This is a genomic window from Microbispora sp. H13382 (genome assembly GCF_014161445.1).
GTDB lineage: Bacteria > Actinomycetota > Actinomycetes > Streptosporangiales > Streptosporangiaceae > Microbispora.
On sequence record NZ_JABBXA010000017.1, the window covers coordinates 89,996 to 105,845 of the forward strand.

Here is a 15,850-nt window from a genome sequence, read left to right on the forward strand (position 1 = left end):
TGCACCTATGACTATGGCAGCTACGTTCCTCGCGGCTGAGGGCGAGAGCCCCCTCATCCCGCATGCTTACGAGCTGGTCGTCGGCAGCTTCGCCTTCCTCGTCGTCTTCCTCGTCGTCGGAAAGATCCTCACCCCGCGTATCCAGAAGACGCTGGCCGAGCGGACAGAGGCTATCGAGGGCGGCATCAAGAAGGCCGAGGACGCCCAGGCCGAAGCCCAGCGCACTCTGGAGCAGTACCGGGCTCAGCTCGCGGAGGCCCGCCAGGAGGCGGCCCGTCTGCGCGAGGAGGCCCGGGAGCAGGGCGCCCAGATCAAGGCCGAGCTCCGCGAGGAGGCCCAGGCCGAGGCGCGGCGCATCATCGAGGCGGCCCACGCCCAGATCGAGGCCGACCGTCAGCAGGCGCTCAACCAGCTGCGCGGTGAGATCGGGCGTCTGTCCACCGAGCTGGCGAGCCGCATCGTCGGCGAGTCGCTCGAGGACGAGGTCCGTCAGCGCCGCATCGTCGACCGGTTCCTCGAGGAGCTCGAGGGCCGCCCGGAGGCGGTTCGCTGATGCGGGGCCTCAGCAGGACCGCCCTCACGGAGGTCGAGGAGCGGTTCAACACCGTCGCCGCGACCGCCGACCTCGGCGCCCTCGCCGAGGAGCTGTTCGCCGTCGCCGACCTCTTCGACCGCGAGCACGGGCTGCGCCGGGGTCTTTCCGACCCCTCGCGCCCGGCCGGGCAGAAGGAGAGCGTCGTGCGCTCCCTTCTGCAGGGCAAGGTCGGCGACGCCGCGCTGGAGATCGCGGTCGCCGCGGTCAGGGCCAAGTGGTCCAAGGCCGGCGACCTGCCGGACGCCCTGGAGCGCATCGGCGTGATGTCCGCGGCCGCAGAGGCCGAGTCGGAGCGTCGACTCGACGACGTCGAGGACGAGCTGTTCCGCTTCGGCCGGATCCTCGCCGCCAACCCGCAGCTGCGCCGCGCGCTCAGCGACCCGGCCATCCCGGCCGAGCGCAAGCGCGACCTGCTCGCCACGCTGCTCGGCGGGAAGGCCGCTCCCTCCACCGTACGGCTCGTCACACAGGCTGTTGTGCACCCGCGGGGACGTAGCCTGGAGACGGCACTGGAGGAGTTCGGCTGGATCGTCGCGCGGGCGCGCGAGCGCCTGGTGGGCGTGGTCCGCAGCGCGGTGCCGCTCACGCAGCAGCAGAAGCAGCGGCTCGCGGCCTGGCTGCGAGCCACCTACGGGCGAGACGTCCACCTGAACGTCGAGGTGGACCCGGAGGTGCTCGGTGGATTCTCCGTGAGGGTCGGAGACGACTACATCGACACCACGATCGCCGGACGTATCGAAGAAGTCCGCCGCCGGTTGGCCGGCTGAGGCGAATAGGGAGACAAGAACGAGATGGCGGAGCTTACGATCCGGCCGGACGAGATCCGGGACGCCCTTGAGCGCTTCGTCCAGGCGTACGAGCCGGAAGGTGCCGCGCGCGAGGAGATCGGGACCGTCGTCGACGCCGGGGACGGCATCGCCCATGTCTCCGGCCTGCCCTCGGCGATGGCGAACGAGCTGCTCGAGTTCGAGAACGGCACGCGCGGCCTGGCGCTGAACCTCGACGTCCGCGAGATCGGTGCGGTCGTCCTGGGCGACTTCAGCGGTATCGAGGAGGGTCAGCAGGTCCGCCGCACCGGCGAGGTCCTGTCGGTCCCGGTCGGCGACGACTTCCTCGGCCGCGTGGTCGACCCCCTGGGCAATCCGCTCGACGGCAAGGGCCCGATCGCCGCCGAGGGCCGCCGCGCCCTCGAGCTGCAGGCCCCCTCGGTGGTCCAGCGCCAGCCGGTGAAGGAGCCGCTGCAGACCGGCCTCAAGGCGATCGACGCCATGACGCCGATCGGCCGCGGCCAGCGTCAGCTGATCATCGGCGACCGCGGCACCGGCAAGACCGCGATCGCGGTCGACACGATCCTCAACCAGAAGGAGAACTGGCTCTCCGGCGACCCGAGCCGCCAGGTTCGCTGCATCTACGTCGCCGTCGGCCAGAAGGGCTCCACGATCGCCCAGGTGCGGGGCCGCCTCGAGGAGGCGGGCGCGCTGGAGTACACGACCATCGTCGCCGCTCCGGCCTCCGACCCCGCGGGCTACAAGTACATCGCTCCGTACACCGGTTCTGCCATCGGTCAGCACTGGATGTACCAGGGCAAGCACGTGCTGATCGTCTTCGACGACCTGACCAAGCAGGCCGACGCCTACCGCGCCGTGTCGCTGCTGCTGCGTCGTCCGCCGGGCCGTGAGGCGTTCCCCGGCGACGTCTTCTACCTCCACTCGCGTCTGCTGGAGCGCTGCGCCAAGCTCTCGGCCGACATGGGCGGCGGCTCGATGACCGGTCTGCCGATCATCGAGACCAAGGGCAACGACGTGTCGGCGTTCATCCCGACCAACGTCATCTCCATCACCGACGGCCAGTGCTTCCTGGAGACCGACCTGTTCAACGCCGGCGTCCGCCCGGCGATCAACGTCGGTGTCTCGGTCTCCCGAGTCGGTGGTTCCGCCCAGGTCAAGGCCATGCGCAAGGTGGCCGGTACGCTCCGTCTGTCGCTGTCCCAGTACCGCGACCTCGAGGCTTTCGCGGCCTTCGCCTCCGACCTGGACGCGGCCTCCCGCGCCCAGCTGGAGCGTGGCGCCCGTCTGGTGGAGCTGCTCAAGCAGCCGCAGTACAGCCCGTTCCCGGTCGAGAAGCAGGTCGTCTCGGTGTGGGCCGGCACCACCGGCGAGCTGGACGACGTGCCGGTGGAGGACATCCGCCGCTTCGAGGCCGAGTTCCTCGACTACCTCGGGACCACCCAGAAGGGTGTCTTCGACAGCATCCGCGAGACCAAGGAGCTGACGGACGACACGGTGACCAGCCTCAAGGACGCCATCACGGAGTTCAAGAAGGGCTTCACCACCTCCAGCGGTGAGCTGCTCGTCAACGACGAGCCGGTGGAGGCGCTGGACGCCAGCGCGGTCGGCCAGGAAAAGGTCGTCAAGCACGTCCGCAAGGTTGAGGCGAAGTAACCCATGGGTGCCCAGCTTCGACAGCTGCGGCGGCGGATCAAGTCGGTCAAGTCCACCGCGAAGATCACCCGTGCGCAGGAGCTGATCGCCTCGTCGCGCATCGTCAAGGCGCAGCAGCGGATGCAGGCGGCCGTGCCGTATGAGCGGGAGATCACGCACGCCGTGTCGGCGGTCCTGTCGAACACGACGAACGTCGACCACCCGCTCACGGTGGCCAAGGAGCAGCCGGCCACGGCAGGCGTCTTGATCGTCACCAGCGACCGCGGCTTCGCCGGCGGCTACAACGCCAACATCCTCCGTGAGGCCGAGGCGCTGAAGGGCCACCTGGTCGGGCGCGGCCTGACGGTGAAGCCGTACGTCGTGGGCCGCAAGGGCCTCACCTGGCACCGCTTCCGCAGCCGGGAGATGTTCGGCGAGTGGGACGGCTTCTCCGACAACCCGTCGTACGGCAACGCCAAGGAGATCGCCGACACGCTCATCGAGTCGTTCAAGGCGGAGGACGGGATCGACGAGATCCACGTCGTCTACACCGGGTTCGTCTCGATGCTGACGCAGAACGTGATCGTCAAGCGGATCCTGCCGCTCGAGGTCGAGGAGGCGGAGGCGCCCCCGGAGGGCATCCCGCCGTACTACGAGTTCGAACCGACGGCCGGTGACGTGCTCGATTCGCTGCTGCCGCGCTACATCGAGTCGCGCATCTACAACGCGCTGCTCCAGTCGGCCGCCTCCGAGCACGCCGCGCGGCGCCGCGCGATGAAGTCGGCCACCGACAACGCCAACGAGCTCATCCGCGTGTTCACCCAGCAGATGAACCAGGCGCGTCAGGCCGAGATCACCCAGGAAATCAGCGAGATCGTCGGTGGCGCGAACGCGCTGGCTGACGCCGCAGCGGGGAAAGAGTGAAATGACCGCACAGACTGTTGAGACCACCGTGGGCCGTGTCGCCCGCGTCACCGGTCCGGTCGTCGACGTGGAGTTCCCCGTCGAGGCCATGCCGGACATCTACAACGCGCTCACCGTCGACATCGAGCTCGGCGGCGAGACCAAGACCCTGACCCTTGAGGTCGCCCAGCACCTCGGCGACAACATCGTCCGGGCCATCTCCATGCAGCCGACCGACGGCCTCGTGCGCGGCGCCGCCGTCTCCGACACCGGCGCGGCGATCTCGGTGCCCGTCGGCGACGCCGTCAAGGGCCACGTGTGGAACGCCCTCGGTGAGCCGCTCGACGCCGACAAGGCGTCGCTGCAGGTCACCGAGCGGTGGCCGATCCACCGCCCGGCCCCGGCCTTCGACCAGCTCGAGGCCCGTACGGAGATGCTGCCCACCGGCATCAAGGTCATCGACCTGCTCACGCCGTACGTGAAGGGCGGCAAGATCGGTCTGTTCGGCGGCGCGGGCGTCGGCAAGACCGTTCTGATCCAGGAGATGATCCGCCGCGTCGCGCTGAAGTTCTCGGGTACCTCGGTGTTCGCGGGCGTCGGCGAGCGCACCCGTGAGGGCAACGACCTGTGGCTGGAGATGGAGGAGGCGGACGTCCTCAAGGACACCGCGCTCGTCTTCGGCCAGATGGACGAGCCCCCGGGCACCCGTCTGCGGGTGGCGCTGTCCGCTCTGACCATGGCGGAGTACTTCCGCGACGTGCAGAAGCAGGACGTGCTGCTGTTCATCGACAACATCTTCCGCTTCACCCAGGCGGGTTCGGAGGTCTCCACGCTGCTCGGCCGTATGCCGTCCGCCGTGGGTTACCAGCCGACCCTCGCCGACGAGATGGGCGTGCTCCAGGAGCGCATCACCTCGACCCGTGGTCACTCGATCACCTCCATGCAGGCGATCTACGTGCCCGCGGACGACATCACCGACCCGGCGCCGCACAACGCGTTCGCGCACCTCGACGCGCAGACCGTTCTGTCCCGGCCGATCTCGGAGAAGGGCATCTACCCCGCGGTGGACCCGCTCGACTCCTCCTCGCGGATCCTCGACCCGCAGATCATCGGTGATGAGCACTACGCGGTCGCCCAGGAGACCAAGCGGATCCTGCAGAAGTACAAGGAACTGCAGGACATCATCGCCATCCTGGGCATCGACGAGCTCTCCGAAGAGGACAAGGTCACCGTCCAGCGGGCGCGCCGCATCGAGCGGTTCCTGTCCCACCCGATGTACGCCGCCGAGGCGTTCACCGGCCAGCCGGGCGAGTTCGTGCCGCTGGACGAGACCATCGCCTCGTTCAAGGGCCTGTGCGCCGGCGAGTACGACCACCTGCCCGAGCAGGCCTTCTTCATGGTCGGCGGCATCGAGCAGGCCATCGCCAAGGCGAAGGAACTCGAGCGCTAAGACGCCTTCGACGCCTGTGCGGCACGGCTGCGGCCGGCCGTGCAGGCGTCCGTCGAAAGGGAGCTGAGAAGTGGCAAAGCTTCGCGTGGGCGTCGTGTCGCCGGAACGTGAGATCTGGACGGGCGAGGCCGACATGGTCATTGCCAAGACCGTGGACGGCGAGATCGGTATTATGCCGAACCACGCTCCCGTTCTCGGTGTCCTCGTCGAGGGCGGGGTGCTGCGCGTCAAGCGCGGCGACGGAGGCGACCTCGTGGCCGCGGTGCACGGCGGATTCATCTCCGTCGCCGACAACGACGTGTCGATCCTGGCGGAGGCGGCCGAGCTCGGCTCCGAGGTCGACGTCGCGCGGGCCAAGGACGCGCTGCAGCGTGCTCAGGCCTCGATCGAGGCCGACCATGAGGACGCGGACGCACGGCTGAAGGCCAAGCGTGCGGCTGCCCGGCTGCGGGCGGCCGGCGAAGAGGTCTGACAACAGGAGGAGGGCGGCATTGGCGGCGCTTGGGATACTCGCGGGCGTCTTCACCGTGGCCGCGCTCCTCGTCATCCGGGGCTTCGTCCTGGCACGGGCCCGGGGCACGATCGTCTGCCGGGTACGGGACGACCGGGGGGGCTGGAAGAGCGGGGTCGCCCGCTACGTAGGGGGAGAGCTCCACTGGATCCCGTTCCTGGGACTCGGATTGAGGCCGCGCCACGCGATCGCGAGGCGCGGCCTCACCGTTTCCAGCCGGAGGATGCTCGACACGGGTGAGGGGCCCGCGGGCTACTGGACCGTCGTCTGCTCGGCCGAGCGCGGCCCACTGTCCCTCGCGATGAGCGAGGACGCGCTGACCGGCTTCCTGGCCTGGCTCGAGTCCGCCCCGCCCAGCGCCCACCTCGACGCTGCGTAGAAGCGCCTCGCCTCTGGCGAGGCGGCTCGGGCGCCTTGGGGGCGTCGGCCGTGCCGGAGGCGCGGCGTAAGCTCAGACCTCGTCGCGCTTGGTCGCCTTCGCTCCCGCGCGCTCCTCAGTCTGGCGCACAGCCGCGCCCTCGCGTTCCCTGTGGTCGGTCTACCGGGTTCCGCCCGGCTTCCAGAGGAGCTCGTCGCCGGCGGAGGCCACGCGGCAGAGGATGAACATCAGGTCGGACAGGCGGTTCAGATACTTGGCCGTCAGGGGGTTGACGTCGTCGTGAGCCTCCAGCGCCGCCCAGGCCGACCGCTCGGACCGCCGTACGATCGTGCGGGCGAGGTGGAGGAAGGCGGCGGGCGGGGCGCCGCCCGGAAGGATGAAGCTGCGCAGCGGCTTCAGCTCCGCGTTGAAGCGGTCGCACTGCTCCTCCAGCCAGGCGACGTACGGCTCCTCGACCCGCAGCGGCGGGAACTCGGGTGTTTCGACGACGGGGGTGCACAGGTCGGCGCCGACGTCGAACAGCTCGTTCTGCACCCTGCTCAGGACGGCCGTGACCTCCTCGGGCAGGCCCCCCGTCGCGAGGGCCACTCCGATGGCGGCGTTGGCCTCCTCCACGTCCGCGTAGGCGGTCAGGCGGGGGTCGGTCTTGCGGGTGCGGCTCATGTCGCCCAGGGCGGTCGTGCCGTCGTCGCCCGTCTTCGTGTAAATCTTGGACAGGACGACCGGCTTGTCGTTGTCGGCTCGGGTCATGCCGCTCAGCGTAGTCACCGGCCCCGGATCACTGGGCGGAGGCCGCCATGGGGCCTTCGGAGGCGAAGGTGCGGCGGAAGATGTACACGCAGGCCTCGATGAGCTGCTCGGTGGGCGGGGACGGCTCGGTCACCACCCACTCGATGAGTAACTCGGTGAGGGCGCCGATGAGCCCGAGCGCCAGCAGGTGGAGGTCGAGGGGAGGCATGCGGGTCGCGCCCCGCGCCGAGGACTCGATGACCTTGGTGAACGAGGCCACCGCCTGCTGACGGGCGCCGCTGAGCACGTTGCCGGCCCGTCGTACCTCCAGGTGCATCAGGCGGGCGCGCCGTACGTCCTTGGTGACGAAGCGGATGTACTCGGCGATGCCGGCGACGATGCGGTCGTCGAGCGTGGGAGGGGCCTTGTCGATGGCCTCGGTGACCGACGTCAGCGTCTCCTCGATGCACCGCTCGTAAACCGCGCGCATCAGGTCCTCGCGGCTGGAGAAGCATTCGTAGAAGGCACGATTGGAGATGCGCGCCGTCGCGCACAGCCTCTCGATGGTGGTGGCGTGGAAGCCGGGCTGGGCGAACAAGGTGTATGCGGCCGATATGAGCCTTTCCCTCCTGTCTGCAAGCCTTTCGGCAGCCGACATCCCCCGATAGTCCCGTCCCGCCACTTTTCACCTCACCGTGTCATGGTCCCCCCAGAACTCACATTATGAACGCAAGATCCTTTTTGTGGAAGTGCTGGGAAATGAGCACTTCCGGGCTATGCCAAAGAGGGTCAATAGCTTGACAAGGCCGTCAAGAGGTCAGCACGCTTACCAATTGAGATAGATCAGTCTCGCTGCAATTGCATCGGCAATTACAGCAGACCGCGCGCCAGAGCGGTCGTCACCGCGGCGCCGTCTCGGCTGACGCGGGCAGGAGCACCACCTCCCGGCCGTGTCCCCGGTCCCGCCGGTTGGAGGACCGGCGGGCGTCGCGCTCCGCGATCGGGCCTATCCGTCGCGGCGGCCCTTCCACCGGAACGTCGTGGCGCACAGGATGAGGCCGCCGACGAGCCAGGCGGCCAGGACCAGGGCCACCCGGCCCAGTTCGTACGACCCGGTCAGTTCCAGCGCGGCGCCCGCGTCCCCCAGGAAGACGGACCGGAAGCCCTGGCACATCCACTTGAGCGGGAAGACCGACGCGATGTCGATCAGCCACCCGGGCATCTGCGTGAAGGGGATGAACACCCCGGAGATGAACTGCAGCACGACGAACGGCATGGTGACGACGGCGGCGGCGCTCTTGGCCGAGCGGGGCAGGCTGCTCACCGCCACGCCCAGCAGGGCCGCGGCCGAGACGCCGAGGACGAACACCCAGGCGAAGGTGAGCCACCTGGACGGCTCGTCCGGCAGGTCGAGGTCGTACATGACCACGCCGATGGCGAGCAGGGCCACCGACTCCAGGAACGCGATGACCAGGACGTTGAGGACCTTGCCGATGAAGTACGCGGCGGGCGGCATGGGGGTGCCGGCGAGCCGCTTGAGCGTGCCGTCGTCCCGGTCGCCGGCGATGCCGATGCCGAGGTTCTGAAAGCCGGCGCCCATGACGCCGGCGCCGAGCAGTCCGGCGGTGTAGAGCTGCGAGACCGTGATCCCGGTCCCTTCGAGGCTGTCGGAGAAGATCGAGCCGAACAGGACGAGCATGATGATCGGGAAGGAGAAGGTGAAGACCACGGCGTCCTTCTCGCGGAAGAACATCTTGGTCTCCAGCACGCCGCGGGCCAGCCCGGTGGCGAGTGTGGACGGCATACGGGCCGGGCGGCCGGCGGGGGTGGCGATGTCGGTCATGGGGGCCTCTTGAGGGAACGGGACTGACGAGGACGGCGGGGGAGTGCGGCGTCAGGACGGCTCGATGAGCCGCAGGTAGATGTCCTCCAACGTGGGCCGGGTGACGGTCAGGCCGGGGACCTCCCCGTCGTACCTGCGGGACAGCTCGATCACGGTCCTGGTGGGGTCGTCGGTCTCGATCTCGCCCTCAGACCAGGTCACCCGGGCCTTCGCGGTGCCCCGGCCGCCCAGGGTCGCGGGGGTGCCCTCGGCGACGACCCGCCCTCCCGCGACGACCGCGACCCGGTTGGCGAGAGCCTCGGCCTCGTCGAGGTAGTGGGTGGTCAGCACGATCGTCGTGCCGTCGCGTGCGAGGCCCGCGATGAGCTCCCAGAACTGACGCCGCGCCTCGGGGTCGAAGCCCGTCGTGGGCTCGTCGAGGAACAGCAGCTCAGGGTTGCCGATCACGCCGAGGGCGACGTCGACCCGGCGCCGCTGGCCGCCGGACAGCTGGCGGACCCGCTTTCCGGCGCTGCCGGTGAGCCCGACCTGCTCGATGACCTCGTCGGGATCGCGCGGGCGTGGGTAGTAGGTCGCGAAGTGCCGTACGGTCTCGCGCACGGTCAGTTCGGCCGCGTCGTTGGCCGTCTGAAGCACGATGCCGACGCGCGACCGCCACTCCCGGGTGGGTCTGGCGGGATCGACGCCCAGCACGCTGACCTCTCCCGAGTCGCGGGACCGGTAGCCCTCCAGGATCTCCACCGTGGTCGACTTGCCGGCGCCGTTCGGGCCGAGGATGGCGAAGACCTCGCCCTGCTCGATGTCGAGGTCGAGACCGGCGACGGCCTGAACCTCGCCGTACCGCTTTGTTAGGCCTCGTACATATATGGCATTTTGCACGCGCCAATAATGCACCATCGCCCGAATGAGACGATATCCGGTCATTGCGTTATAGGCGGGCGACTTCGCTTAGAAGAGCGTGGGATTTTCCGGTTCGATGCCGCGCAGGGCGTCGTAGTCGAGCGTCACGCAGTCGATGCCCCGGTCGGCGGCGAGCACGCGGGCCTGGGGCTTGATCTCCTGGGCGGCGAAGATGCCCTTGACCGGAGCCAGGCGCGGGTCGCGGTTGAGCAGTTCGAGATAGCGGGTGAGCTGCTCCACGCCGTCGATGTCGCCACGCCGCTTGATCTCCACGGCCACCGTGCCGCCGACGTGGTCGCGGCACAGGATGTCCACGGGACCGATCGCGGTCATGTACTCCCTGCGCACCAGCGTCCAGCCGTCCCCGAGCGTGGTGATGTGCTCGGCGAGCAGTTCCTGCAGGTGCGCCTCGACGCCGTCCTTGCGCAGCCCCGGGTCGACGCCCAGCTCGTGGCTGGAGTCGTGCAGGACCTCCTCGATCGTGAGCACGAGCTTCTCCCCGGTCTTGCCGTGGACGACCGACCAGGTGAGCACGCCGTCGATCGCCTCCTCGCGGACCTTGCAGGGGGGGTTCATCCAGTTCAGAGGCTTGTACGCCCGGTCGTCCGCATGGATCGAGACCGAGCCGTCCGCCTTCATCAGGATGAGCCGGGGGGCCATGGGGAGATGGGCGGTGAGCCGTCCCACGTAATCCACGCTGCACCGCGCGATGACCAGCCGCATGTGCGCCAACCCTACCGGGATCGCGGAGGTCCCGAGGCGTTCTGGGACACTGTCCGGCATGCCCCGGACATCGGGGGAGCCCGGAGGGAGGGCCGGCGTGGTGCGCGGAGTTCGAGGCGTCCGCGCGTACGGAGGCTGAGCCGGTGCTGGAAGAATGGGCTGTCATCTCCCGTTCTGCCAGACATGAACCCCCTGGAAGGATGCCCGCCGTGAGCCCCCGCCGTGCCCGCCGCCGCGGCCCGTTCGAACGTCCGGACGGCCGTGCCGTACGGCCCGTGGGTTCCCAGGTGCCCGGGGTGGACCGGGTGGAGAGCGCGCACGACGGCGACTGGGTCGTCCGCAACGTCTCCGGCGCCGCCCAGGGCAAGGCGTACCGGTGCCCGGGATGCGAGCAGGAGATCGGGCCGGGGCTGCCGCACGTGGTGAGTTGGCCGGCCTGGTCCGGGGGAGAGGACGAGCGGCGGCACTGGCACACCGCGTGCTGGCGCAACCGGGCCAACCGGGGTCCGGGCCGCAGCCGCTACTGACACGAGCTTTTCGAGGTGGGAATGGACATCAGGGCGTCCACGGTGCTGCCTGCCCGGCGCGAGGACATCGAGCTGCGAACGGCCGACGGGCTGACTCTCGTCGGCGAACTGGCGCTGCCGGAGAGCCGGCCGCCGGTGGCGACGCTGGTCTGCCTGCACCCCCTGCCCACCCACGGCGGGATGATGGACAGCCACGTGCTGCGCAAGGCGTCCTACCGGCTGCCCGCGCTCGCCGACATCGCCGTGCTGCGTTTCAACACCCGGGGCACGACCTCCGACCGGGGGACCTCCCAGGGGGCCTTCGACGGCGGCGAGGGGGAGCGGTGGGACGTCGCCGCCGCCCTGGAGTACGCCGACTTCCACGACCTGCCGAACGCCTGGCTGCTCGGCTGGTCGTTCGGCACCGAGCTGGCCCTGAAGTGGGGCCGCGACCCGATCGTGCGGGGCGCGATCCTGCTGTCGCCGCCGCTGAAGCGGGCCGGCGAGAAGGACGTCGCCGCCTGGGGGGAGTTCGGCCGCCCGCTGGTGGCCCTGGTGCCGGAGCACGACGACTACCTGCGGCCGGAGGAGGCCGTACACCGGTTCGCGGCGGCTCCGCAGGCCGAGGTCGTCGGCGTGGAGGGGGCCAAGCACCTGTGGGTCGGCGAGCCGTACGTGCGGATCGTGCTGAACGAGATCGTCAAACGCGTGAACGCCGCCGCGGCCCCGTTGCCGACCACGGTCTGATCGGGCCGCGGATCGCGAATCGGTGACGAACGGCGGCGGTGGGCGCGCGGCGCGTTACCGTGACCTGATGCAGCTGTACGCGCGATCCGCCGGGAGCGGCCTGCCAGTCGTCCTGCTCCACGCGTTCCCCCTGTCCTCCGCGATGTGGCTCGCCCAGCGTGAGGGACTCGCGTCCGCCTGCCGCGTGATCACTCCGGACCTGCGCGGCTTCGGCGGCACGATGCTCGGCGACGACGAGCCCTCGATCGACCTCATGGCCGACGACGTGGCCGGCCTGCTCGACCGGGAGGGCGTCGACCGTGCGGTGATCGGCGGCCTGTCCATGGGCGGCTACGTGGCGATGGCGCTGTGCCGCCGTCACCCGGACCGCGTACGCGGGCTGATCCTCGCCGGCACCAAGGCGCAGGCCGACCCCGAGCCGGCCCGGGCGAACAGGGAGCGCATCGCCGCCGCGGTCCTGGAAGGCGGCACGGACATCCTGGTGACCGAGTCGCTGCCCGCGATGGTCGGCGCGACCACCAAGGAGCGCAGGGGGATGGTCCTCGGGCGCGTGCGCGGGCTCGTCCAGGCGGCGCCGCCCGCGGCCGTCGCATGGGCCCAGCGGGCGATGGCGGCGCGGCCCGACGCGTTCGGCACGTTGCGGTCGCTGACGGTGCCCGCGCTGGTCGTCGTGGGCGACGAGGACGAGTTGTCGCCGATCCCGGACGCCCGGGCGATGGTGGACGCCATCCCGCAGGCACGGCTCGCCGTCATCGAGAAGGCGGGCCACCTGTCCGCCATCGAGCAGCCGGAGGCGTTCAACCGGGTCGTCGCCGAGTTCGTCACGTCCCTCGGCTGACCTGTCTCGGCCGGGTCCCCTCGGCCGGTCTCAGCGATATGAGAGCGGGGCCCGGCGCTTGGCGCCGGGCCCCGCTCAGACAGCCGTCCAGACCCCCGAGTGTGCCGGTGGCTACTCCTGCCACCACTCCGCGTCATCGTCGCTCTTGGTGGAGCTGATCGGCTCGACGGCCGGCGTGGCGGGCACGGCCGGCTTCTCCGCGACCGGCGGAGCCGACAGGGCCGGCTTCGGCGGGGCCGCGGTGACGGGCGCCGGCTCCGACTCCATGCCCGGCAGCGGGGCGCCGCCGAGCAGCTGGCGGAGCTGGGCGAGGTGGCTGGTGATGCTGTCGCGCTGGCGGGTGAGCTCGTCGACCTGGCGCTGCATCGCCGTACGGGTGCGCTCGGCCTCGTTCTTGGCCTCGGTCACGATCGTGTCGGCGCTGGACTTGGCGTCGGACACCAGCTGGTCGGCGTTCTTGCGGGCGTTGGCCAGCAGCTGCTTGGCGTGGGTGTCGGCCTCGCGGCGGGTCTGCTCCGCCTGCTGCGTGGCCTTGGCGGCCCGCTGCTCGGCGGTGGCGGCGCGCTGCTCGGCCTCGGCCACCAGCTTCTGGGTGTTGGCCTGGGCGGTGGCGTGCCGCTCGGCCTCCTGGCGCTCGGCCTCCTCGCGGCGGGCGGCGAGCTGGATCTCGAACTCCGCCTCGTCCTGGGCGCGCTTGGCCTCCGACTCCTCCAGGATCCGCTGCGCCTGGGCCCGCATCTCGTCGGCCTGGCGCTTGGCGGTGGTGAGAACCTCGTCGCGCTCGCGCTTGGTCGAGGCGCGCAGCTGGGCGACCTCGCGCTCCGTCGTGGTGCGCAGCTTGGCGATCTCGCGCTCGGCGTCCGCCCGCTTCTCCGCGACCTCGTGGTCGGCGGTGGCGCGGATCTTGGCGACCTCGCGCTCGGTGGTGGCGGTCAGCTCGTCGGCCTCGCGTCTGGCCGTCGAGCGGATCTCCTCGGCGTCGCGCTCGGCGCTGCTGCGCATCTCCTCGGCCTCGCGCACCGCGAGCGCCCGCTTCTCGGCCGCCTCGTTCTCCGCCGCCGCCCGCAGGTCGGCGGCGTCCACCTTCGCGGCGGCGCGAATCTCGTTCGCCTCCGACCTGGCCGCCTGGACGAGCTCGGTGGCCTGCTCCTCCGCCAGCCTGAGCAGCTGCTCGATGCGGGCGCCGAGACCGGAGTACGTCGGCCGCTCCTGCTCCTGCAACTGGCGCTGGGAGTCGGACAGCTCCCGCTGGAGGGCGCCGACCTGTTCCTTCGCCTGACGCAGTTCGGTGTCGAGAGTCTTCAGGTGGTCGTGGACCTGGTGCCGGTCATAACCCCGGAGCACCACGTCGAATTCGCGAGATGGAGCGTCCTCGAAGAAGTTGTTGAGCTGGGCGTCGATGTCGGACTGCATGAGGCTCGATCCTGGTTGTCGAGACGGCTACAGGGGCCGGACGGGGGGTCGTTCCGAGGCGAGGAAGCCGGTGTGGCGTCCACGTCCGGTGGTACGCCAGCGTACTCCGGTACTGCCGCCTTGGAGGCCCCCTCCGACTTTCTGCGCGACTTGTTACGTATGAACGTTTCTTGCGTTTGCCTAGCGCCTGGACGTCTCGACGAGCTCGGTGAGAACCCCTCCCACGTCCTTGGGATGCAGGAACGCGATCGAGGCTCCCATCGACCCGTGCCTGGGCCGCTCGTCGATCAGGCGCACGCCCTTCGCCCCGATCTCCTCCAGGGCCTTGGTGACGTCCGCCACGCCGTACCCGATATGATGCACGCCCTCGCCCCGCTTGGCGAGGAACCTGCCCACGGCGGTGTCGGGGTGCAGCGGTTCGAGGAGCTGGACGTACGACGCGCCCTGGTCGCCGTCGGCCACGTGCAACATGGCCTCCCGGACGCCCTGCTCCTCGTTCACCTCGCGGCTGACGACGGTCAGCCCGAAGACGGACTCGTAGAACTCGATCTTCTCTTCCAGGTTGTGGCAGGCCACGCCCACGTGGTCGATTCGCAGCAGCATCGCCGTCTCCCTTCGCCGCGCCCGCTTCCGGGCGGCCGTACTACTCCTGGGTATGGTGACACCGTCGCCCCGATCTCGTAGTGGAGGGTCCCAATGTCTGGTTCCGTCATCGTCGCCGGAGCACGCACACCGATCGGACGGCTCCTCGGCTCGCTCTCCGATCTGTCCGCCGTCGAGCTGGGCGGGATCGCGATCAAGGCCGCGCTGGAGCGTGCGGGTGTCTCCCCCGACCAGGTCCAGTACGTGATCATGGGACAGGTGCTCCAGGCCGGGGCCGGCCAGATCCCCTCGCGCCAGGCGGCGGTGAAGGCCGGCATCCCCATGACCGTGCCCTCCCTCACGATCAACAAGGTCTGCCTGTCGGGCCTGGACGCGATCGCCCTGGCCGACCAGCTCATCCGCGCGGGCGAGTTCGACGTCGTCGTCGCGGGCGGCATGGAGTCGATGACCAACGCGCCGCACCTGCTGCCCGGCCTGCGCAAGGGCGTGAAGTACGGCAGCGCCGGGATCGTGGACGCGACGGCCCACGACGGGCTCACCGACGCGTTCGACCAGATCGCGATGGGCGAGTCCACCGAGCACCACAACGCCAGGCTCGGCCTGACCCGGGAGGAGCAGGACGAGTTCTCCGCGCGGTCGCACCAGCGCGCCGCCGAGGCGACGGAGAAGGGCCTGTTCGACGACGAGATCGTCCCGGTGCCGCTGCCGCAGCGCAAGGGTGACCCGGTGCTGTTCTCCGCCGACGAGGGCATCCGCAAGGACACCACGGTCGAGGTCCTGTCGAAGCTGCGCCCGGCGTTCACCAAGGACGGCACCATCACGGCCGGATCGGCCTCGCAGATCTCCGACGGCGCCGTCGCCGTGGTCGTGATGTCGAAGGCCAAGGCCGAGGAGCTGGGCCTCGAATGGCTGGCCGAGATCGGCGCGCACGGCAACGTGGCCGGCCCGGACAACTCGCTCCAGTCCCAGCCCGCCAACGCCATCAAGCAGGCGCTGGCCAAGCAGGGGCTGTCCGTCGACGACCTCGACCTGCTGGAGATCAACGAGGCGTTCGCCCAGGTCGTGCTGCAGTCGGCGAAGGAGCTCGGCGTCCCGCTCGACAAGGTCAACGTCAACGGCGGCGGCATCGCGCTCGGCCACCCGATCGGCGCGTCCGGCGCCCGGATCGTGCTGACCCTGGCCCACGAGCTGAACAGGCGCGGCGGCGGCCTCGGCGCGGCCGGCCTGTGCGGCGGCGGCGGCCAAGGTGACGCGCTCATCATCCGGGTGCCCGCGCCCGGCGCCTGAGCG

The 15,850-nt window shown here is 70.1% G+C and carries 18 protein-coding genes; 11 read left to right on the plus strand and 7 right to left on the minus strand.

The features are described from left to right. Nucleotides 1–7 precede the first annotated feature (7 nt). From HHX41_RS28455 to HHX41_RS28485, 7 genes are all read left to right on the plus strand, one after another. On the plus strand, nucleotides 8–553 hold the full coding sequence (locus HHX41_RS28455; RefSeq protein WP_182908408.1) for a F0F1 ATP synthase subunit B: 546 nt from the start codon (nucleotides 8–10) through the stop codon (nucleotides 551–553). Continuing rightward, on the plus strand, nucleotides 553–1,362 hold the full coding sequence (locus tag HHX41_RS28460; RefSeq protein ID WP_182908409.1) for a F0F1 ATP synthase subunit delta: 810 nt from the start codon (nucleotides 553–555) through the stop codon (nucleotides 1,360–1,362). Before HHX41_RS28455 ends, HHX41_RS28460 begins: the two co-directional genes overlap by 1 nt. 24 nt (nucleotides 1,363–1,386) lie before the next feature. Further along, entirely contained in the window at nucleotides 1,387–3,036 is a 1,650-nt protein-coding gene (gene atpA / locus HHX41_RS28465) for a F0F1 ATP synthase subunit alpha (protein ID WP_169982027.1), read from the plus strand. A 3-nt stretch (nucleotides 3,037–3,039) separates the two neighbouring features. Continuing rightward, entirely contained in the window at nucleotides 3,040–3,939 is a 900-nt protein-coding gene (locus tag HHX41_RS28470; RefSeq protein ID WP_182908410.1) for a F0F1 ATP synthase subunit gamma, read from the plus strand. Between the two features lies 1 nt (nucleotide 3,940). Beyond that, the gene (atpD, locus tag HHX41_RS28475; protein WP_182908411.1) at nucleotides 3,941–5,368 is read left to right on the plus strand and encodes a F0F1 ATP synthase subunit beta; all 1,428 of its coding nucleotides are present in this window, start codon (nucleotides 3,941–3,943) and stop codon (nucleotides 5,366–5,368) included. Nucleotides 5,369–5,438: 70 nt separating this feature from the next. Then, nucleotides 5,439–5,840, plus strand: a complete 402-nt coding sequence (locus HHX41_RS28480) for a F0F1 ATP synthase subunit epsilon (protein WP_169982024.1) — start codon at nucleotides 5,439–5,441, stop codon at nucleotides 5,838–5,840. Between the two features lie 19 nt (nucleotides 5,841–5,859). Next, a complete protein-coding gene (locus tag HHX41_RS28485) occupies nucleotides 5,860–6,258 on the plus strand; it encodes a DUF2550 domain-containing protein (protein WP_182908412.1) in 399 nt (132 codons plus the stop codon). 159 nt (nucleotides 6,259–6,417) lie between these two features. Here the strand turns inward: HHX41_RS28485 and HHX41_RS28490 are convergent, their stop codons facing one another. The 5 genes from HHX41_RS28490 to nucS all read right to left on the minus strand — a co-directional run bounded on the left by HHX41_RS28490 (nucleotide 6,418) and on the right by nucS (nucleotide 10,453). After that, complete coding sequence (locus HHX41_RS28490) at nucleotides 6,418–7,008, minus strand: cob(I)yrinic acid a,c-diamide adenosyltransferase (protein ID WP_182908413.1); 591 nt, start codon at nucleotides 7,006–7,008, stop codon at nucleotides 6,418–6,420. Nucleotides 7,009–7,036: 28 nt separating this feature from the next. Next, nucleotides 7,037–7,645, minus strand: coding sequence for a TetR/AcrR family transcriptional regulator (locus HHX41_RS28495; RefSeq protein WP_169982021.1), 609 nt, complete (start codon nucleotides 7,643–7,645; stop codon nucleotides 7,037–7,039). Between the two features lie 348 nt (nucleotides 7,646–7,993). Continuing rightward, a complete protein-coding gene (locus HHX41_RS28500) occupies nucleotides 7,994–8,830 on the minus strand; it encodes an ABC transporter permease (protein WP_182908414.1) in 837 nt (278 codons plus the stop codon). A 51-nt stretch (nucleotides 8,831–8,881) separates the two neighbouring features. Beyond that, nucleotides 8,882–9,727, minus strand: coding sequence for an ABC transporter ATP-binding protein (locus HHX41_RS28505; protein ID WP_182908415.1), 846 nt, complete (start codon nucleotides 9,725–9,727; stop codon nucleotides 8,882–8,884). 51 nt (nucleotides 9,728–9,778) lie between these two features. Further along, a complete protein-coding gene (gene nucS, locus HHX41_RS28510; protein WP_182908416.1) occupies nucleotides 9,779–10,453 on the minus strand; it encodes an endonuclease NucS in 675 nt (224 codons plus the stop codon). Nucleotides 10,454–10,653: 200 nt separating this feature from the next. Here nucS and HHX41_RS28515 point away from each other — a divergent pair, with 200 nt between their 5' ends. From HHX41_RS28515 to HHX41_RS28525, 3 genes are all read left to right on the plus strand, one after another. Continuing rightward, complete coding sequence (locus HHX41_RS28515; protein ID WP_211591909.1) at nucleotides 10,654–10,980, plus strand: ATP/GTP-binding protein; 327 nt, start codon at nucleotides 10,654–10,656, stop codon at nucleotides 10,978–10,980. Between the two features lie 21 nt (nucleotides 10,981–11,001). After that, complete coding sequence (locus HHX41_RS28520) at nucleotides 11,002–11,706, plus strand: alpha/beta hydrolase (protein WP_169982014.1); 705 nt, start codon at nucleotides 11,002–11,004, stop codon at nucleotides 11,704–11,706. A gap of 67 nt (nucleotides 11,707–11,773) precedes the next feature. Continuing rightward, on the plus strand, nucleotides 11,774–12,544 hold the full coding sequence (locus HHX41_RS28525) for an alpha/beta fold hydrolase (protein ID WP_182908417.1): 771 nt from the start codon (nucleotides 11,774–11,776) through the stop codon (nucleotides 12,542–12,544). Between the two features lie 111 nt (nucleotides 12,545–12,655). On the opposite strand, the gene HHX41_RS28530 is transcribed toward HHX41_RS28525, so the two are convergent. Both HHX41_RS28530 and mce read right to left on the minus strand, forming a co-directional pair. After that, on the minus strand, nucleotides 12,656–13,957 hold the full coding sequence (locus tag HHX41_RS28530; RefSeq protein ID WP_169982012.1) for a DivIVA domain-containing protein: 1,302 nt from the start codon (nucleotides 13,955–13,957) through the stop codon (nucleotides 12,656–12,658). A gap of 180 nt (nucleotides 13,958–14,137) precedes the next feature. Then, entirely contained in the window at nucleotides 14,138–14,560 is a 423-nt protein-coding gene (gene mce / locus HHX41_RS28535) for a methylmalonyl-CoA epimerase (RefSeq protein ID WP_139575889.1), read from the minus strand. A 93-nt stretch (nucleotides 14,561–14,653) separates the two neighbouring features. Between mce and HHX41_RS28540 the strand changes: the two genes are divergently transcribed. After that, nucleotides 14,654–15,847, plus strand: coding sequence for an acetyl-CoA C-acetyltransferase (locus HHX41_RS28540; RefSeq protein WP_182908418.1), 1,194 nt, complete (start codon nucleotides 14,654–14,656; stop codon nucleotides 15,845–15,847). Nucleotides 15,848–15,850: the final 3 nt, after the last annotated feature.